The 18,805-nt window shown below is 63.3% G+C and carries 15 protein-coding genes; 13 read left to right on the top strand and 2 right to left on the bottom strand.

Annotated features, from left to right (window positions below):
* Positions 1-3: 3 nt before the first annotated feature.
* Both C9422_RS02715 and gshB read right to left on the bottom strand, forming a co-directional pair.
* A complete protein-coding gene (locus tag C9422_RS02715; RefSeq protein WP_116579627.1) occupies positions 4-903 on the bottom strand; it encodes an energy transducer TonB in 900 nt (299 codons plus the stop codon).
* A 168-nt stretch (positions 904-1,071) separates the two neighbouring features.
* Positions 1,072-2,043: a glutathione synthase gene (gene gshB, locus C9422_RS02710; RefSeq protein WP_116579626.1), complete on the bottom strand. Its 972-nt coding sequence runs from the start codon at positions 2,041-2,043 to the stop codon at positions 1,072-1,074.
* A 345-nt stretch (positions 2,044-2,388) separates the two neighbouring features.
* Between gshB and pilG the strand changes: the two genes are divergently transcribed.
* From pilG to mdcH, 13 genes are all read left to right on the top strand, one after another.
* The gene (gene pilG, locus C9422_RS02705) at positions 2,389-2,793 is read left to right on the top strand and encodes a twitching motility response regulator PilG (protein WP_007987791.1); all 405 of its coding nucleotides are present in this window, start codon (positions 2,389-2,391) and stop codon (positions 2,791-2,793) included.
* A 57-nt stretch (positions 2,794-2,850) separates the two neighbouring features.
* Positions 2,851-3,216, top strand: coding sequence for a twitching motility response regulator PilH (pilH, locus tag C9422_RS02700; RefSeq protein WP_007975417.1), 366 nt, complete (start codon positions 2,851-2,853; stop codon positions 3,214-3,216).
* Positions 3,217-3,226: 10 nt separating this feature from the next.
* Positions 3,227-3,766, top strand: a complete 540-nt coding sequence (locus C9422_RS02695; RefSeq protein ID WP_116579625.1) for a chemotaxis protein CheW — start codon at positions 3,227-3,229, stop codon at positions 3,764-3,766.
* Positions 3,767-3,921: 155 nt separating this feature from the next.
* Positions 3,922-5,982: a methyl-accepting chemotaxis protein gene (locus C9422_RS02690; protein WP_116579624.1), complete on the top strand. Its 2,061-nt coding sequence runs from the start codon at positions 3,922-3,924 to the stop codon at positions 5,980-5,982.
* A gap of 37 nt (positions 5,983-6,019) precedes the next feature.
* Positions 6,020-12,040, top strand: coding sequence for an Hpt domain-containing protein (locus C9422_RS02685; protein ID WP_116579623.1), 6,021 nt, complete (start codon positions 6,020-6,022; stop codon positions 12,038-12,040).
* Entirely contained in the window at positions 12,033-12,494 is a 462-nt protein-coding gene (locus C9422_RS02680; RefSeq protein WP_116579622.1) for a chemotaxis protein CheW, read from the top strand. Before C9422_RS02685 ends, C9422_RS02680 begins: the two co-directional genes overlap by 8 nt.
* Before the next feature lie 247 nt (positions 12,495-12,741).
* Positions 12,742-14,412, top strand: a complete 1,671-nt coding sequence (gene mdcA, locus C9422_RS02675) for a malonate decarboxylase subunit alpha (protein ID WP_116579621.1) — start codon at positions 12,742-12,744, stop codon at positions 14,410-14,412.
* The gene (locus C9422_RS02670) at positions 14,412-15,287 is read left to right on the top strand and encodes a triphosphoribosyl-dephospho-CoA synthase (RefSeq protein ID WP_116579620.1); all 876 of its coding nucleotides are present in this window, start codon (positions 14,412-14,414) and stop codon (positions 15,285-15,287) included. Before mdcA ends, C9422_RS02670 begins: the two co-directional genes overlap by 1 nt.
* On the top strand, positions 15,287-15,586 hold the full coding sequence (locus C9422_RS02665) for a malonate decarboxylase subunit delta (RefSeq protein ID WP_007975424.1): 300 nt from the start codon (positions 15,287-15,289) through the stop codon (positions 15,584-15,586). Before C9422_RS02670 ends, C9422_RS02665 begins: the two co-directional genes overlap by 1 nt.
* Positions 15,579-16,430, top strand: coding sequence for a biotin-independent malonate decarboxylase subunit beta (locus C9422_RS02660; protein ID WP_116579619.1), 852 nt, complete (start codon positions 15,579-15,581; stop codon positions 16,428-16,430). Before C9422_RS02665 ends, C9422_RS02660 begins: the two co-directional genes overlap by 8 nt.
* Positions 16,427-17,230 (top strand): biotin-independent malonate decarboxylase subunit gamma, encoded by an 804-nt coding sequence (mdcE, locus tag C9422_RS02655; RefSeq protein WP_116579618.1) that lies wholly within the window; start codon positions 16,427-16,429, stop codon positions 17,228-17,230. The genes C9422_RS02660 and mdcE overlap by 4 nt, the downstream gene beginning before the upstream one ends.
* On the top strand, positions 17,224-17,844 hold the full coding sequence (locus tag C9422_RS02650) for a malonate decarboxylase holo-ACP synthase (protein ID WP_116579617.1): 621 nt from the start codon (positions 17,224-17,226) through the stop codon (positions 17,842-17,844). The genes mdcE and C9422_RS02650 overlap by 7 nt, the downstream gene beginning before the upstream one ends.
* Positions 17,841-18,752 (top strand): malonate decarboxylase subunit epsilon, encoded by a 912-nt coding sequence (gene mdcH / locus C9422_RS02645; RefSeq protein ID WP_116579616.1) that lies wholly within the window; start codon positions 17,841-17,843, stop codon positions 18,750-18,752. The genes C9422_RS02650 and mdcH overlap by 4 nt, the downstream gene beginning before the upstream one ends.
* Positions 18,753-18,805: the final 53 nt, after the last annotated feature.

The raw sequence follows: 18,805 nt of genomic DNA, 5'->3' as shown, positions 1-18,805 counted from the left end.
CTTTTAATTACTGGAAAGTCGATCGCCGCGGGCAAACTTCCAGGTCCGGATAATCTCCAGCCGGTCAACATCCGACAGATCCCCGGAAAAGGGTGCGAACGGCGCCGCCAGCCGGACGATCCGTTGCGCCGCCTGGTCCAGCAGCGGCTGGCCTGAAGATTCCAGCACCAGCACCTCATACAGCGAGCCGTCACGGTTGATCGACACCATCAGGCGCAAATTGCCGTAGATCTGTTTGCGTCGTGCTTCGTCGGGGTAATTGAGGTTGCCGATGCGCTCGACTTTCTTGCGCCATTCGTCCTTGTACCAGGCGCCCTTGTCGCGCATGGTCGAGGCGGCGCTCAAGCGGTGGATGCGCGGGCGCTTGGCGTACAGTTGTTGTTCGGCGGCCAGTTCGGCTTCGAGGCTGGCGATGTCGCTGGACAGCCGCTCACTGTCGAACGTCGGCGCCTGGACCTGGGGTTTGACCTCGGTCTTGGGCTCCTCGGTCTTGGCGGGGGCTTTTTTCGGCTTCGGCGCCACGGTGGTCACGGCAGCCTTCGGCGGGGCTTCCTGCACTTCAGGCTTGGCGGCCGGCGGTGGCGTGACTTTCTGTACCTTGTTGTCCTGGAAGGGCGCGACCTCGGTGGTCTTGGGTATCGCCTTTTTATCCAGGGTGCCGCTGCCTTGCTGGTTCTCTTGCGCCAGGAAATCGGCCTTTTCAGGCTTCTTTTCGCTTTTGAAGGTGGCGAGGGTGATTTCCAGGGTTTTGCTGATCTGCTTGGGCTCGACCACGGCAAACCCGACACCCAGCAGCAAGGCCAGGTGGATCAGCGCCGCCAGGAACAGAGTAAAACCGAGGCGATCGGCCGGGCGCACGCCACGGTGGGCGAGTTCGGCAGGCAGATCGGACGGGAGGGTCATGGCAAAAAAACCAACATCGCGTTTTTACGGGCCCGGCATGATAACGCAATGTTGGTTTTTAGCTTCAAGCTTCAAGCTGCAAGCGACAAGCTGTAAGAGGATCAGCTTCAAGCTTCAAGCTTCAAGCTTCAAGCTTCAAGCTTCAAGCGAAAAGCAAGTGCGCGTGCTTCAAGCTTGCCGCTTGAGGCTTGCAGCTTGTAGCTGCTTTTCTATGGCATCCATCAGCAGGCCGCCGATATCGGTGCCAAAGGCATTGTCAATTTCGCGGATGCAGGTCGGGCTGGTGACGTTGATCTCGGTCAGGTGCTCGCCGATCACGTCCAGGCCAACGAACAACAGGCCTTTTTCACGCAGGGTCGGGCCGACTTGTGCGGCGATCCAGCGATCCTTGTCGGTCAGGGGACGGGCTTCGCCACGGCCGCCGGCGGCGAGGTTGCCACGGGTTTCACCCTGGGCCGGAATCCGTGCCAGGCAATAATCCACAGGCTCGCCGTCGATCATCAGGATGCGCTTGTCGCCGTCCTTGATGGCCGGCAGGTAGGCCTGGCCCATGATCTGCTGGGCGCCGAGGGCCGTGAGGGTTTCGAGGATCACCGACAGGTTCGGGTCGCCCGCGCGGTGGCGGAAGATCGACGTGCCGCCCATGCCGTCCAGCGGCTTGAAGATCACATCGCCGTGTTTGGCGGCGAATTCACGCAACACGTCGGCGCGGCGGCTGACCACGGTCGGCGGCGTGCATTGCGGGAACAGCGTGGCGAACAGCTTTTCGTTGCAGTCGCGCAGGCTCTGCGGCTTGTTGACCACCAGCACACCGGCGCGCTCGGCCTGTTCCAGCAAGTAGGTGGAGTAGACGAACTCCATGTCGAACGGCGGATCCTTGCGCATCAGGATCACGTCCAGATCGCTCAGCAGTGCGTCGCTTTCGGCACCCAGTTCGAACCATTTTTCCGGGTTGGCGAACACCTGCAGCGGACGCATCCGCGCCCGGGCCTCACCTTCGCCCTGATACAGGTCGCGCTGTTCCATATAGAACAGCTCCCAGCCACGCTTCTGCGCGGCCAGCAGCATGGCCAGCGAGCTATCCTTTTTATAGGAAATGCTGGCGATAGGGTCCATGACAATCCCGACGCGAACGCTCATTGGGTTTTCCTCGAAATTTGGGGGCTATGTTGATCTCTGTAGGAGCGAGCTTGCTCGCGATAAACCTGAGAACCCCACGGGGTGTCAGGCTTTGCGCGTCATCGTTGACGATCATCGCGAGCAAGCTCGCTCCTACAAATGACCCGTATAAAAGTGGCGTCAGAGTGGCGCTGAGTGTGTTTGCGGTCAAGGAAAAACCATCGCCCCGGTCGGCCGATAGATTGGTTCTGGAGACTGTGCTAAAAAGGCTGCCATGCCGTGCTGGCCCTTGAGTATCAAGGGTTTCGAGCCGCCAATTACCCGCAAACGGACAATTTGATTCGTAAAGGCGACGCAGAGCATCTTATGGAACAGCACCCCAGCGCCTTGAAGGTCATGGTGATCGACGATTCGAAGACGATCCGTCGCACCGCCGAAACGCTGCTCAAGAACGTGGGTTGTGAGGTCATCACGGCCATCGACGGCTTCGATGCCCTGGCCAAGATTGCCGATAACCACCCCGGCATCATCTTTGTCGACATCATGATGCCGCGCCTGGATGGCTATCAGACCTGCGCCCTGATCAAGAACAACAGTGCGTTCAAGTCCACCCCGGTGATTATGCTGTCATCCAAGGATGGCCTGTTCGACAAGGCCAAGGGGCGCATCGTCGGCTCCGACCAGTTTTTGACCAAGCCTTTCAGCAAGGAAGAATTGCTCGATGCGATCCAGGCCCATGTACCTGGTTTCGCCGCCGTTTTGCCGCAGTAGGACACGCACAGTGACGCTCGGCCACCGGGCCCTGCGTCGACAAGAATGGGGAAGACCATGGCACGTATTCTGATCGTCGATGATTCGCCGACCGAAATGTACAAACTGACCGGCATGCTGGAAAAGCACGGTCATGAAGTGTTGAAAGCCGAAAACGGCGCCGATGGCGTGGCCCTGGCCCGCCAGGAAAAGCCCGACGCCGTCCTGATGGACATCGTCATGCCCGGCCTCAATGGCTTCCAGGCAACACGCCAGTTGACCAAGGACCCGGAAACCGGACACATCCCGGTGATCATCATCACCACCAAGGACCAGGACACCGACAAGGTCTGGGGTACGCGCCAGGGCGCCAAGGACTACCTGACCAAGCCGGTCGATGAAGAGACCCTGATCAAGACCCTGAACAACGTGCTGGCCGGTTGATCGTCAGGCCATGAACGAGTCGCTGACGGCTTTCGAACTGCTGCTGCAGATCGACCAGCGCTGTCGTTTGCTGGCGGCGGACTTGCCGTCCCAGCCGACCCGCCGGGACAGCTGGAGCGGCATCGGTTTTCGCCTGGGCGAGCACTGGTATGTCGCGCCCATGAGTGAAGTCAGCGAAGTCTTGCATGAGCCGCGACTCACTCAGCTGCCGGGGGTCAAATCCTGGGTCAAGGGTGTCGCCAACCTGCGCGGGCGATTGCTGCCGGTCATGGATCTGAGCGGTTTCTTCGGGCACGAACTTTCGGCGGTGCGCCGCCAGCGCCGGGTGTTGGTGGTGGACCACGATGAGGTGTTTGCCGGGTTGCTGGTCGATGAAGTCTTCGGCCTCCAGCACTTTGCCCGGGACAGCCTGGAGCCGGTCCCAGCAGACGCGTTGAAGGGGCCGGTGGCGGCATTCGTCAAAGGCCGGTTTCAGCGCGGGCAGTGCTGGCAGGTGTTCAGCCCGTTTGCGTTGACGCGGTCTCAGGGGTTCATGAACGTCGCGGTGTAGCCGGTACAACGGAAAACCTGTGGGAGCGAGCTTGCTCGCGATGACGGACTGACAGCCAGAATCAGTGTCGACTGATACACCGCTATCGCGGGCAAGCCCGCTCCCACAGTTTCTTCGGCGGGCATTACAGGGTGTTGGTTAACAGGCGAGGACCGATGACAAAAACAAAAGCAGGCAAGCCAATGGAAGGGTCGCGCAGCCGGTCGCAGATCATCGTGCTGTTCATCGCGCTGATCGTCTTCATCATGCTGCTGTTCGCCAACTTCGCGTACCTCAACACCCAGGCTACCTACGACAAACAGTACATCGGCCACGCCGGCGAACTGCGCGTGTTGTCCCAGCGTATCGCCAAGAACGCCACCGAAGCGGCCGCCGGCAAGGCTGCCGCATTCAAGTTGCTCAGCGATGCGCGCAACGATTTTGCCCGGCGCTGGGGCTATCTGAAGAAGGGCGACCCGGCCACCAGCCTGCCACCGGCCCCCGCCACCGTGCGTCCAGAGATGCGCGCGGTGCAACAGGACTGGGAACGCCTGTTGAAAAACACCGACGCGATTCTCTCCAGCGAGCAAACCGTACTGTCCCTGCATCAGGTCGCCGCGACCCTGGCCGAAACCGTGCCGCAATTGCAGGTCGAGTACGAAAAGGTCGTCGAGATCCTCCTGCAACGGGGCGCCCCGGCAGCCCAGGTGGCCATGGCCCAGCGCCAATCGCTGCTGGCCGAGCGGATCCTCGGTGCGGTCAATACGGTATTGGCCGGCGACGAAAACTCACAGCAGGCCGCCGATGCGTTCGGGCGTGACGCGACGCAGTTCGGCAAGGTGCTCAACGGCATGCTCCAGGGCGACCCGGCGCTCAAGGTCAGCCAGGTCGAAGACCACGACGCCCGTGCACGACTGGCGGAAATCGCCGAGCTGTTCGAGTTCGTCTCGGGCTCGGTGGACGAGATCCTCGAAACCTCGCCAGAGCTGTTCAAGGTCCGTGAATCGGCCTCGAACATTTTCAGTCTGTCGCAAACCCTGCTCGACGAAGCCTCACACCTGGCCAGCGGTTTTGAAAACATGGTCGGCGGGCGCACCACTGACACCATAGGCGGTTATGTGCTGGGCTTGCTGGCGCTGACTTCGATCATCCTGATCGGCCTGGTGATGGTGCGCGAAACCAATCGCCAGCTGCGCGAAACCGCCGAGAAAAACGAGCGTAACCAGAACGCGATCATGCGTTTGCTCGACGAGATCGAAGACCTGGCCGACGGCGACCTCACGGTGACGGCCTCGGTGACGGAAGACTTTACCGGCACCATCGCCGACTCGATCAATTACTCCGTCGACCAGTTGCGCGATCTGGTCGCGACCATCAACCTCACCGCCGGCCAGGTCGCCGCCGCCGTGCAGGAAACCCAGGCCACCGCCATGCACCTGGCCCAGGCCTCGGAACATCAGGCCCAGCAGATTTCCGAGGCCTCGATGGCGATCAACGACATGGCCGAGTCCATCGACCAGGTGTCGGCCAACGCCGCTGAATCTTCGGCGGTTGCCGAGCGCTCGGTGGAAATCGCCAACAAGGGCAACGAGGTGGTGCACAACACCATCCACGGCATGGACAACATTCGCGAGCAGATTCAGGACACCGCCAAACGGATCAAGCGCCTTGGCGAGTCGTCCCAGGAAATCGGCGACATTGTCAGCCTGATCGATGACATTGCCGATCAGACCAACATCCTCGCCCTCAACGCGGCCATCCAGGCGTCCATGGCCGGCGACGCCGGTCGCGGTTTCGCCGTGGTGGCCGATGAGGTGCAGCGGCTGGCCGAGCGCTCGTCCGCCGCTACCCGGCAGATCGAGACCCTGGTGCGGGCGATCCAGACCGACACCAACGAAGCGGTCATCTCCATGGAGCAGACGACGACTGAAGTGGTGCGCGGCGCCCGTCTGGCGCAGGATGCCGGTGTGGCCCTGGAAGAAATCGAGGGTGTGTCGAAGACGCTTGCGGCGCTGATCCAGAGCATCTCCAATGCCGCGCAGCAGCAGACGTCGTCGGCCGGCCAGATTTCCCTGACGATGAACGTGATCCAGCAGATCACCTCGCAGACGTCGTCGGGTTCCACCGCCACGGCCGACAGCATCGGCAACCTGGCTAAAATGGCCAGTCAGTTGCGTCGTTCGGTGTCCGGTTTCACCTTGCCGGATGCCAAGGCGCAGGTTGTGGACAAAGCTTGAACCGCCCATGGGTATCTGAATTGTGATTGGAGTGGTTATGGGTGATCGGCACGACTATGTGGCCCTCGAGTGGGTCAAGGGCGAGATTGCCGAAACGCTGAAACAGGCTCATCACGCGATTGAAAACCTGCTCGATGACCCGCAGGCGACGCACGCGCTGGATGAATGCCTTGCGTGCATCCATCAGGTCCACGGCAGTTTGCAGATGGTCGAATTCTACGGTGCGGCGTTGCTCGCCGAAGAAATGGAACAGCTGGCCATGGCCTTGCAGGGCAACCGTGTCAGCCATCGCGACGAGGCGTTGCACCTGTTGATGCAGGCCCTCGGGCAGTTGCCGATCTACCTGGACCGGGTGCAAGGCGCGCGCCGCGACCTGCCACTGGTGGTGTTGCCCCTGATCAACGACCTGCGCAGCGCCCGTGGCGAAAGCCTGCTGTCGGAAACCAGCCTGTTCAGCCCGCAATTACCCGAGTTGCCTGCGCTGGACGCAGAAACGCTGGCGCAGCTTGAGCCGGCCGAATTGCCCAATGTGCTGCGCAAGCTGCGGCAGATGCTGCAAATGGCGTTGGTCGGGTTCCTGCGTGAGCAGGACAACGAAAACAACCTCGATTACCTGGCCAAGGTCTTCGCCCGCCTCGAAGCACTGTGCGCCAATGCACCCCTGAGCCCGCTATGGCAGGTGGCCTCGGCGCTGGTCGAAGGCATGCAGGGCGGTGCGATTGCCAACAGCCCGGCCTTGCGTAGCCTGTTCAAGGATGCCGACAAGGAACTCAAGCGCCTGCTCGAAGAAGGCATGCGCGGCATCAACCAGCCGGCACCACCGGAGCTGCTCAAGAGTTTACTGTTCTACATTGCCAAGGCCGAACATCCCACCGGGCAGATGCTGACCATGAAAGAACGCTACTCACTGGACGACGCGTTGCCCGACAGCGCGATGGTCGATGAAGAACGCGCGCGGCTTGCCGGCCCCGACCGTGACGCCATGCGCTCGGTGCTGGCAGCGCTGTGCGAAGAGCTGGTGCGGGTCAAGGAGCGCTTGGATCTGTTCGTGCGCAGTGACCGCCAGCACACCGCCGACCTCGACAGCCTGCTGGCACCGCTGCGGCAAATCGCCGACACCCTGGCGGTCCTGGGCTTCGGCCAGCCGCGCAAGGTGATCATCGATCAATTGGCAGTGGTGCTCAGCCTCGCCCAGGGCCAGCGCGAACCCAATGATGCGATCCTCATGGACGTTGCCGGGGCCCTGTTGTACGTCGAGGCGACGCTGGCCGGCATGGTCGGAACCGTGGAGCCGGAGAGCCAGGATGACAACCGCCTGCCGACCACCGACCTGACGCAGATCCATCAGATCGTGATCAAGGAGGCCCGCATCTGTTTGCAGCAGGCCAAGGACATGATCGTCGACTACATCGACGCCGATTGGGACCGCCAGCATTTGCAGGCGCTGCCGGCCTTGCTGACCCAGGTGCGCGGCGCGCTGGCGATGATTCCGTTGAGCCGGGCGGCGAGCCTGGTCGACACCTGCAATCACTTTATTCGCGAGCACCTGTTGCTCGAGCCGGGTCAGCCGGGCTGGCAGGAGCTGGACAGCCTGGCCGACGTGATCACCAGCATCGAGTACTACCTCGAGCGCCTCGGCGATGACCCGCAGGCGCAGGGTGAAAACCTGCTCGATATCGCGGAAAAAAGCCTGGTGAGCCTCGGGTTTTTCCCCAGTGAGCAGCATGTGCCCGTGCTGGATGATGTGCTCAACCCGAGCGAAGCGCAGGTCATGCAGATGATGCAGGAGCTGGATGACCCGCAGATCGTCCAGACCCTGGCCGATGTGCTCGCCAGCCCGGTTTCGAGCCTGAACCCGCCCGCCCTGGACACCCCGGGCAGCCTGCTGCCGCCACCCCCGGGCGAAGAGCCGGTGGACGAGGAACTGCGCGAGGTGTTCCTTGAAGAGACCGACGAAGTCCTGGAAATCCTGCGCGAGTATTTGCCGCGCTGGTCGGTCAACCCTGACAACCGCTCGGCCCTGAGTGAACTGCGCCGCGCCTTTCATACCCTCAAGGGCAGTGGCCGCATGGTGCGTGCCCTGGTGCTGGGCGAGCTGGCCTGGGCCGTGGAGAACCTGCTCAACCGCGTACTGGAAAACAGCGTGGAGCCGGGCGCTACGGTGCAGCAACTGATCGGTGATGTGCTGCAACTGCTGCCGGAGCTGGTGGCTGAATACGCCGCCAATGCCCAGCGTCAGCGCAACGATGTCGACCAGTTGGCCGCCCGCGCCCATGCCCTGGCCAAGGGCGACGAACCGGTGTCCGATGAGGATACGCAGGATGTCGCGGCCCTCGACCCGCTGTTGCTGGAGATCTTCCGCAAAGAGGCGCAAACCCATTTGGGCAGCCTCAATCGCTTCCTCGATCAGGCCGCCGAGCACGTGCCGTTGCAGGCCAGCGACGAATTGCAGCGCGCCTTGCACACCCTCAAGGGCAGTGCCTCCATGGCCGGTGTCTTGCCGATTGCCGAGCTGGCCGCGCCGCTGGATCAACTGGCCCGGGAATACAAGGCGCACCTGATCGCGCTGGACCTGGACGAAGTGGAATTGCTGCTGGAAGCAGAAGGGCTGTTCCGCCTCGGTTTGCGCCAGCTCAAGTCCGATCCGCTGGCGGAAATTCCCGGCGCCCGGGGTTTGACCGAGCGAGCCAAAGCGCTGCTGGCCGAGCGCCTGGAGAACCTCCTGAACACTCCGAACACCGGGCTGCGGATCAAGCGCGATCCGCAACTGATCAACAACTTCCTCGCCCAGGGCATGGACATCCTGCTGGACGCCGAGAGCCTGCTACAACGTTGGCAGCAACACCCCGGCGAACGCCAGGAACTCAGCGCGCTGCTGGATGAATTGACCACCCTCGGCGAAGGCGCCCACCTGGCCGACCTGCACCCGGTGGATGAACTGTGCGAGGCGTTGCTCGACCTCTATGGTGCCGTGGAAGAAAGCAGCCTGGCGGTCAGCGAGCGGTTTTTTCATGAGGCTCAGGGTGCCCACGAAGCGCTGATCAATATGCTCGACGAACTGGCCGCCGGTCAGGAAGTCAGCCCGCAGCCGCAACGGATCAGGGCCTTGCGCGAGTTGCTCGACGAGAGCCTCGACCCGTCGGCCATGGGCCTGATCCGCAGTGATGGCAGTCGCACCCTGAGCATCCGCGAATTGGGAGCGGCCACCGCCGATCTAGAGCACACGCTACCCCCTGCCCCTGTAGGAGCGAGCTCGCTCGCGATGGACGTTAACGATGACGCGTTATCATTGGATAAACGCGGCGCCGGTGAGACCATCGCGAGCGAGCTCGCTCCTACAGGAGAGGGGCGCGAACTGGACGATGAAATCGTTGCGATCTTCCTTGAAGAAGCGGTGGACATCCTCGAAAGCGCCGGTCAGGCCTTGCAGCGCTGGTTGCGCGACTCGGACAACGCCGCGCCGCTGTCGTCCCTGCAACGGGATTTGCACACCCTCAAAGGCGGCGCGCGCATGGCCGAGGTCGGGCCGGTCGGTGATCTGGCCCATGAACTGGAAAGCCTTTACGAAGGCCTGGTGGATCGTCGCTACGCCTACAGCGACTCATTGGCGGTGCTGTTGCAGCAGAGCCATGACCGCTTGGCGCAGTACCTTGACCAGTTACAGCACAACCAGCCCCTGGGCGATTGCGCTGAGCTGATCGAGGCCATTCGCGCCTACCGACAGGGCCACTCGGGCGCCGCCGAAGTCAGTGAACTGGCGGCCACTAATGACTCGGCCGCCCATGATCCGGAGTTGCTGGAGATCTTCCTCGAGGAAGGTTTCGACATCATCGAAAGCTCAGGTGCGGCGCTGGAACGCTGGCAGGCCCAGCCTTCAAGTCGCCAGGAAGTGGAAACCCTGCTGCGCGACCTGCACACCCTCAAGGGCGGCGCGCGCATGGTGGAAATCGCCGCGATTGGCGACCTGGCCCATGAGTTGGAATTCCTCTACGAAGGCTTGTCCACCGGCGTGCTGCAACCGACGGCGCCGCTGTTCGCGCTGCTGCAACGCAGCCATGACCGCCTGGCGCAGATGCTCGACGCGGCCCGCGCCGGTGAGCCGATGCCGCCCGCCGACCGCTTGATCGATGCGATCAAGAACTTCAGCCACCCGGCCGTGCCCGAAGCGCCCGCGCCGGTTGCGTCGCCGGCCACGCCCAAGGCCGAGCCACTGACGCCGCCGTCCGATGTCGGCGCCGACATGGTCAAGGTCTCGGCGGAGCTGCTCGACGATCTGGTCAACCTGGCCGGTGAAACATCGATCTTCCGTGGCCGGATCGAACAGCAGGTCAACGATGCGCACATCGCCCTGAGCGAAATGGAGACCACCATCGAGCGCATGCGCGACCAGTTGCGCCGCCTCGATACCGAAACCCAGGGGCGGATCCTCAGCCGCCAGCAAGTCGACGCCGAACGCCTGGGCTATGAAGAGTTCGACCCGCTGGAAATGGATCGCCACTCGCAATTGCAGCAACTGTCCCGCGCGCTGTTCGAATCGGCCTCTGACTTGCTCGACCTCAAGGAAACCCTCGAACGACGCAATCACGACACGGAAAACCTCCTGCAACAGCAGGGCCGCATCAACACCGAGTTGCAGGAAGGGCTCATGCGCACGCGCATGGTGCCGTTCGAACGCATGCTCCCGCGGTTACAGCGCATTGTCCGCCAGGTGTCCAGCGAACTGGGCAAGGACGTGGATTTCATCGTCGAAAACGCCGAAGGCGAGATGGATCGCAACGTGCTTGAACGCATGGCCGCGCCGCTGGAACACATGCTGCGCAACGCCGTCGACCACGGCCTGGAGTCCGTCGAAGCGCGGCTGGCGGCGGGGAAACCGGCCAAGGGCAAGATCACCCTCGATCTGCTGCGTGAAGGCGGCGACATCATTTTCGACATCCGCGACGACGGCGCCGGTGTGCCGCTGGACGCGGTGCGGCGCAAGGCGATCAAGCGCGGCATGCTCGCCCCGGACAGCGTCATCAGTGATCACGACGTGTTGCAGTTCATCCTGCAACCGGGGTTTTCCACGGCCGAGAAAATCACCCAGATCTCCGGGCGCGGTGTCGGCATGGACGTGGTGCATGAAGAGGTGCGGCAGCTGGGCGGCACCATGAGCATCGACTCGGTGCCCGGGCAGGGCGTGCATTTCCGCATTCGCCTGCCGTTTACCGTATCGGTCAACCGGGCGTTGATGGTGCAGTGCGGTGAGGACCAATACGCGATCCCGCTCAATACCATCGACGGCATCGTTCGTGTCCTGCCCAATGAGCTTGAAGGCTATTTCCGTTTCGATTCGCCCACCTACGAATACGCCGGGCAACGTTACGAGCTGTGCTACCTGGGTGAGCTGCTGAAAACCATCCCGCGCCCGAAACTGTTGGGCCAGAGCCTGCCATTGCCGGTGTTGCTGGTGCAGTGCAACGAACGGCACATCGCGGTGCTGGTGGACGCCATGGCCGGTACTCGCGAGATCGTGGTCAAGAGCCTGGGGCCGCAATTTGCGGCACTGCAAGGGGTGACCGGGGCGACGATTCTCGGCGATGGCCGGGTGGTGCTGATTCTGGATCTGCTGGCGCCGATTCGCGCCATGCAGGCCCGCGTACCCCAACATCCCGCGGGACAGGAGATCGAAGTCGAACCGCATCGGCCGTTGCTGGTGATGGTGGTCGACGACTCGGTCACCGTGCGCAAGGTCACCAGCCGCTTGCTCGAACGCCACGGCATGAACGTACTGACCGCCAAGGACGGGGTCGATGCCATGCTGCTGCTGGAAGAGCACATGCCCGACCTGATGCTGCTGGACATCGAGATGCCGCGCATGGACGGCTTCGAGGTCGCGACCCAGGTGCGCAACGACGAACGCCTGCAGCACCTGCCGATCATCATGATCACTTCCCGCACCGGGCAGAAACACCGCGACCGCGCCATGGCCATCGGCGTCAACGACTACCTGGGCAAGCCGTACCAGGAATCGGTGCTGCTCGAAAGCATCGCCTTTTGGAGCAAGACCCATGCTTGAACACCGCACCAGCAACCTCACCGGCCTGCTGCTGCCGTTGGCCGACCGCAACCTGATCCTGCCCAACGTCGCCGTGGCCGAGCTGATCGATTACCAGCAACCGGGGACCTTCGATCTCGACACACCGCCGTGGTACCTGGGCCTGGTGACATGGCGCGAACGGCAGATACCACTGCTGAGTTTCGAGTCGGCCTGCGGGCAGAAAATCGTCATCGGTGAACGCGCGCGGATCGTCATCCTCAACGCCCTGGGCGGGCGACCCGAGCTGAAGTTCATCGCGCTGCTGGTGCAAGGGATTCCGCGCTCGTGCAAGCTCGATAGCCAGTTGAGTTATGTGGATGTGCCGTTGTGTGCGCTGGAGCAGGCGGCGGTGCAGGTGGCGGAGCAGGTGGCGAAGGTGCCGGATCTGCTGGCGCTGGAGGCGTTGCTGGTGGATGCCGGGTTGGCCATCTGATCGCGGCCTTGCGTTGACTGCACCGGCCTCTTCGCGGGCAAGCCCGCTCCCACAGTGTCCGTGTGTTGCCCAAATTCAACGGCAACCACTAACCCTGTGGGAGCGGGCTTGCCCGCGAAGAGGCCAGCATGAGCGACGCAGATCTCGATCATTACCCTGAGCGTAACGATCCGCCACTCTGCTTGATTGATGCCCCCACCCAACACTCCTAATGTGACCCCCACGACAGCGAACCCGTGGAGTGGTCATGACAACAACAATATCCCCCGACTCGCGATGGACGCGGCGGCGCAGCGAAAAGCAGCGGCGTCTCGAGCTGGTGCGAGGTCTTGCCGACGGTGTGGTGTTGCCCACCGATAACATCGTCGCGGCGCTGGAGGCGTTGATCCTGCCGGGCGACCGCGTGGTGCTCGAAGGCAACAACCAGAAGCAGGCGGATTTCCTTTCACGTTCCCTGGCCAAGGCAGACCCCGCGAAGCTGCATGACCTGCACATGATCATGCCCAGCGTCGGGCGCTCCGAGCACTTGGACCTGTTCGAACGCGGCATCGCGCGCAAGCTCGACTTCTCTTTCGCCGGCACCCAAAGCCTGCGCATCAGCCAGTTGCTCGAAGACGGCCTGCTGGAAATCGGCGCGATTCATACCTACATCGAACTCTACGCACGGCTGGTGGTGGACCTGATTCCCAACGTCGTGCTCTCGGCCGGCTTCATGGCCGACCGCGCCGGCAACATCTACACCGGGCCGAGCACCGAAGACACCCCGGCGCTGATCGAACCGGCGGCCTTCAGCGACGGCATCGTCATCGTCCAGGTCAACCAGTTGGTGGACGATGTCAGCGACCTGCCACGGGTGGACATCCCGGCGTCCTGGGTCGACTTCGTGGTGGTGGCCGACAAGCCGTTCTACATCGAACCGCTGTTCACCCGCGACCCACGGCACATTAAGCCCGTGCACGTGCTGATGGCGATGATGGCGATCCGCGGCATCTACGAAAAACACAACGTGCAGTCGCTCAACCACGGCATCGGTTTCAACACCGCGGCCATCGAGCTGATCCTGCCGACCTACGGCGAATCCCTCGGCCTCAAAGGCAAGATCTGCCGCAACTGGACACTCAACCCGCACCCGACCCTGATTCCGGCGATTGAAAGTGGCTGGGTCGAAAGCGTGCATTGCTTCGGCACTGAACTGGGGATGGAGAACTACATTGCGGCGCGGCCGGATGTGTTCTTTACCGGGCGCGACGGTTCCCTGCGCTCCAACCGGATGTTCAGCCAACTGGCCGGCCAATACGCCGTGGACCTGTTCATCGGCGCGACCTTGCAGGTGGATGGCGACGGCCATTCCTCCACCGTGACCCGTGGGCGCCTGGCCGGTTTCGGTGGCGCGCCGAACATGGGCCACGACCCGCGCGGTCGTCGCCACGGCACCCCGGCCTGGCTCGACATGCGCAACACCGACGTGGCCGAGCCGATGCTCGAGCGCGGCAAGAAACTGGTGGTGCAGATGGTCGAGACCTTCCAGGAGGGCGGCAAACCGACCTTCGTCGAAACCCTTGATGCCGTTGATGTGGCGAAGAAAAGCGGCATGCCGCTGGCACCGATCATGGTCTACGGCGACGACGTCACCCATTTGTTGACCGAAGAAGGCATCGCCTACCTGTACAAGGCGCGCTCGCTGGAAGAACGCCAGGCGATGATCGCCGCCGTCGCCGGGGTGACCGCCATCGGCCTGCGCCACAACCCCAAAGACACCGCGCGTATGCGCCGCGAAGGCCTGATCGCCTTGCCCGAAGACCTCGGCATCCGTCGCACCGACGCCACCCGCGAACTGCTCGCGGCGAAAAGCGTGGCTGATCTGGTGGAGTGGTCCGGTGGCCTCTACAACCCGCCCGCCAAGTTCAGGAGCTGGTAATGCACGCATTCAACCTGCAACCCAAAACCCTGAGCCTGGCCGAGCGGCTGGCGGACCTGGCGGTGGACGCGCTGATCGACGAGGCTGATCTGTCGCCGAAACCGGCACTGGTCGACCGTCGCGGCAATGGCGCCCACAGCGATTTGCACCTGGGGCTGATGCACGCTTCGGCGCTGTCCCTGTGGCCGGCCTTCAAGGCGATGGCCGATGCCGCGATAGCGTTCGGTGAGATTGGCTTGCCCCTGCGCGAAGCCGTCGGCCGCATCGGTCGCGAAGGCGAGCAAGCGATGCTCGACACCACGGGCGGCGTGAATACTCATCGCGGGGCGATCTGGGCCTTGGGCCTGTTGGTCACTGCCGCTGCGCTGGACCCTGAATCCACGGCTGCAAGCAGCGTATCGATTCGTGCGGCGCGTCTGGCGCTGCTCGATGACCGTTACGCGCCGCGTCCACTCAGCCATGGTGCTCAAGTCGCTCAACGCTACGGCGCTCGGGGCGCCCGTGAAGAAGCGCAACTGGGCTTCCCGGCGGTGTTGCAACGCGCGTTGCCGCAACTCAAATGCAGCCGCACCGCCGGCCATGGCGAACAGAACGCCCGGCTCGATGCGCTGCTGGCGATCATGACGAATCTGGCCGACACCTGCGTGCTGTACCGCGCTGGAGAACAAGGTCTGCACACCATGCAACTCGGCGCCCAGGCCGTGCTCGATGCCGGGGGGAGCGCCAGCCTCGCCGGACGTCGCCGCTTGCATGAGCTGGACCAACAACTCATCGCGTTGAATGCCTCGCCCGGTGGTGCTGCGGACCTGCTCGCAGCCTGCCTGTTCATCGACCGTATCGAGTCGGGCGACAGCCTCAAACAGGGAGCTTTTTGATGGAAACCTTATCTTTTGAATTCCCCGCCGGGCAGCCGCCACGTGGCCGCACCCTGGTGGGCTGTGTCGGCTCGGGCGATCTGGAAGTGCTGATCGAACCGGGTCAGGCCGGCAAGCTGACGATCAACGTGCAGACCTCGGTCAATGGCAGCGAACAACGCTGGCAGCATCTGTTCGCACGGATGTTCGACGGCCAGACGCCGCCGGCGATGGACATCGACATCCACGATTTCGGCGCGACCCCCGGCGTGGTGCGCCTGCGTCTGGAACAGGGTTTCGAGGAGATTGGCCATGACTGACAGCGCATCCCTGCTGAACAAGCACAGCTTCGTCGAACTCGGTGCGCGGCAGCGGGCCAAGGCCCTGCTCGACACCGGCACCTTCCGCGAACTGCTCGACCCTTTTCAACGGATCATTTCGCCGTGGCTGTCGCGCCAGGGCGTGGTGCCGCAAGCCGACGACGGCGTGGTGATCGCCAAGGGCAACCTCGATGGTTTGCCGGTGGTGATCGCCGCCATCGAAGGCGCGTTTCAGGGCGGCAGCCTCGGTGAAGTCGGCGGGGCAAAAATCGCCGGTGCGCTGGAACTGGCCGCCGAAGACAACCGCAACGGCATCCCGACTCGCGCCGTGCTGCTGCTGGAAACCGGCGGCGTGCGTTTGCAGGAAGCCAACCTCGGCCTGGCGGCCATTGCCGACATCCACGCGGCGATTGTCGATTTGCAGCAGTACCAACCCGTGGTCGGCGTCGTGGCGGGCAGCGTCGGTTGCTTTGGCGGCATGTCGATTGCTGCCGGGTTGTGCAGCTACCTGTTGGTGACCCAGGAAGCGCGACTGGGCCTGAACGGCCCACAGGTGATCGAGCAGGAAGCCGGACTCGAGGAATACGACTCCCGCGACCGGCCCTTCATCTGGAGCCTGACCGGTGGCGAGCAGCGCTTTGCCACTGGCCTGGTGGATCGCTATGTGGCCGACGACGTGGCGCAGATTCGCCAGCAAGTCGGCGAGTTGCTCCAGCAAGGTTTGCCTGCGCAACAACGTAGCCAACAGGCCGAACTGTTCCTGCAACGCCTGGCGCGTCTGGACGCCGAACCGCAAATCGAGCCGTCCGTGGTTCGCGATCTGTACCAAGGAGAACGCCCATGAGCTCGTATTCCCTGCGTGGTTTGAACTGGTTCAACGCCTTGAGTGCCGGGGCGAAAGCGGTCGAGGGTTTGCCGGCTTCGCTGAAGGTCGCGGACGGTGCGCTGGGCGATCAGCCTGTGCGTTTCATCGCGGTGGTGGCCGACCCGGAAAACCGCTTCGTCCGTGCACGCAATGGCGAAGTGGGTTTGCTCGAAGGCTGGGGCCTGGCCAAGGCCGTGGATGAAGTCATCGCCGCCGATCACAACAAGGCCCGCAAACGCGCCCTGATCGCCATTGTCGACGTGCCGAGCCAGGCTTACGGTCGCCGCGAAGAAGCCCTCGGCATTCATCAGGCGCTGGCCGCAGCGGCGGGCAGTTACGCCCGTGCCCGTCTGGCCGGCCATGCAGTGATCGGCTTGCTGGTGGGCAAGGCGATGTCCGGGGCGTTCCTGGCCCACGGGTATCAGGCCAATCGTTTGATCGCCCTGCGCGATCCGGGGGTGATGGTGCATGCCATGGGCAAGGCGTCGGCGGCGCGGGTGACCTTGCGCAGTGTCGAAGAACTCGAAGCCCTGGCGGCCAGCGTGCCGCCGATGGCCTATGACATCGACAGCTATGCCAGCCTCGGGCTGCTGTGGGAAACCTTGTCGGTGGAACAGATCGAGCAGCCGACTGCGGCGGATCTGGCGCGGGTGACCGAGTGCCTGGGTCAGGCGATGGGCGATATCGCCGAGAAGGGTGCAGATCTCAGCGGTCGTCTCGGTGCGGCCAATCGTGCGGCGTCGAGCAAGGTTCGCCAATTGCTGAGAGCACAGTGGTGAATGCGCTTCTGGCTCACGACCTGTTGTGGGGCATGACGCCGCGGCAGTTGCCTGCGGATGCCCCGACCTGGGTGATCGACTCGATCAGTGCCGGCCAGCCGGTGGTGGTCCGTCGCGCCTTGAGCGCGGCGGGGCAGGTGGCGGTGGGCGTGCGCGGGCCGTTGCGCGAACAGCGGTTTGCAGCGGTGATGGAAGTCGCCGCCATCACGCGACGAGTGCGGCCGGAAGAACTCTGCGATGTTCAGGGCCTGCGTGATTTCCCGGCGCTGCGTGCCTTGGCGCAACTGCGCTCGCACCTTGATGAGAGTGGTTGGGTCTGGGGTGTCAGCGGCAGTGCCGGGTTTGAGTTGGCCAGTGGGTTTGCCGCATTGCACGAGGGCAGCGACCTCGACCTGATCCTGCGAACGCCGCGGCCGTTGAGTCGTACCGACGCGCAGGCGCTGGTGGCCATTCTCGACACGGCCGTGTGCCGCGTGGACCTGCAGTTGCAGACCCCCTTGGGCGCCGTTGCCTTGCGCGAGTGGGCCGGCACTGCGTCGCGGGTCCTGTTGAAAAGTGCCACTCAGGCCAGTCTGGTCACTGACCCGTGGCATCCACAGGAGCAGGCAGCGTGAGCAGCTTGCTGGTGTTCCCCGGCCAGGGTGCGCAGCAACCCGGCATGCTGGCGCGTTTGCCTCGGGAAACGTTGAACGAGGCGAGCGATTGGCTCGGTGAAGACGTGACGCAGCTGGATTCTGCCGAAGCACTGCGGTCGACGAGGGCAGTTCAGCTTTGCCTGCTGATTGCTGGCGTCGCCGCTTCACGCCAGTTGGCCATGGCCCCGGACTACGTGGCCGGCTTGTCGATCGGCGCATATCCGGCGGCAGTGGTGGCGGGTGCCTTGGGTTTCAGCGATGCACTGCATCTGGTCAGCCTGCGCGGTGAGCTGATGCAGCAGGCTTATCCACAGGGCTACGGCATGACCGCGATCATCGGTCTGGAGCTGGCCACGGTGGAAGGACTACTGGCCCGGGTGCACAGCGTAGAAATGCCGGTTTATCTGGCCAATATCAACGCCGATAACCAGGTGGTGATTGCCGGCAGCGATGCGGCGATGAACGCGGTGGCCGAGTTGGCGAAAGGTCGCGGGGCTGGCCCGGCCAAGCGTCTGGCAGTGAGCGTGCCGTCCCACTGCCCATTGCTTGAAGCACCCGCGCAACGGTTGGCCGAAGCCTTCGCCAAAGTGCCGCTGCAAACCCCGAAGATGGGCTACCTGAGCGGCAGCCGTGCGCGTCCGCTGATCAAGCCTGAAGCCTTGCGTGACGACCTGGCTTTCAACATGTGCCGCATCGTCGATTGGCGCGGCACGGTACAAAGCGCCTACGAGCGCGGCGTACGTCTACAGATCGAACTGCCGCCCGGCGCGGTGCTGACCGGGCTGGCGCGCCGGGTGTTCGAACAGGGCACCGTGATTGCCTTTGACGGTGCGCGGCTCGATACCCTGCAGGCGCTGATGCGTGAGGAGGGAAGCCGCCACTCCTAAAACTCAGGCTTCGAACAACAAAAACAACATTCGAAATGCACTTTGAGGACTAC

Origin of the sequence: Pseudomonas sp. B1(2018), from assembly GCF_003097365.1 — a bacterium.
Classification (GTDB): domain Bacteria; phylum Pseudomonadota; class Gammaproteobacteria; order Pseudomonadales; family Pseudomonadaceae; genus Aquipseudomonas; species Aquipseudomonas laurylsulfatiphila.
The sequence above is the reverse complement of the archived record's forward strand: the minus strand, read 5'-3'. Positions and strand labels throughout refer to the sequence as shown.

What these genes read in the sequence shown, in the direction of transcription:
- C9422_RS02715 (WP_116579627.1), bottom strand. Translation starts at nt 903, where the DNA reads ATGACCCTCCCGTCCGATCTGCCTGCCGAACTCGCCCACCGTGGCGTG.
- pilG (WP_007987791.1), top strand. Translation starts at nt 2,389, where the DNA reads ATGGAACAGCACCCCAGCGCCTTGAAGGTCATGGTGATCGACGATTCG.
- C9422_RS02690 (WP_116579624.1), top strand. Translation starts at nt 3,922, where the DNA reads ATGACAAAAACAAAAGCAGGCAAGCCAATGGAAGGGTCGCGCAGCCGG.
- pilH (WP_007975417.1), top strand. Translation starts at nt 2,851, where the DNA reads ATGGCACGTATTCTGATCGTCGATGATTCGCCGACCGAAATGTACAAA.
- C9422_RS02670 (WP_116579620.1), top strand. Translation starts at nt 14,412, where the DNA reads ATGCACGCATTCAACCTGCAACCCAAAACCCTGAGCCTGGCCGAGCGG.
- mdcE (WP_116579618.1), top strand. Translation starts at nt 16,427, where the DNA reads ATGAGCTCGTATTCCCTGCGTGGTTTGAACTGGTTCAACGCCTTGAGT.
- C9422_RS02685 (WP_116579623.1), top strand. Translation starts at nt 6,020, where the DNA reads ATGGGTGATCGGCACGACTATGTGGCCCTCGAGTGGGTCAAGGGCGAG.
- C9422_RS02665 (WP_007975424.1), top strand. Translation starts at nt 15,287, where the DNA reads ATGGAAACCTTATCTTTTGAATTCCCCGCCGGGCAGCCGCCACGTGGC.
- gshB (WP_116579626.1), bottom strand. Translation starts at nt 2,043, where the DNA reads ATGAGCGTTCGCGTCGGGATTGTCATGGACCCTATCGCCAGCATTTCC.
- C9422_RS02680 (WP_116579622.1), top strand. Translation starts at nt 12,033, where the DNA reads ATGCTTGAACACCGCACCAGCAACCTCACCGGCCTGCTGCTGCCGTTG.
- C9422_RS02660 (WP_116579619.1), top strand. Translation starts at nt 15,579, where the DNA reads ATGACTGACAGCGCATCCCTGCTGAACAAGCACAGCTTCGTCGAACTC.
- C9422_RS02695 (WP_116579625.1), top strand. Translation starts at nt 3,227, where the DNA reads ATGAACGAGTCGCTGACGGCTTTCGAACTGCTGCTGCAGATCGACCAG.
- mdcA (WP_116579621.1), top strand. Translation starts at nt 12,742, where the DNA reads ATGACAACAACAATATCCCCCGACTCGCGATGGACGCGGCGGCGCAGC.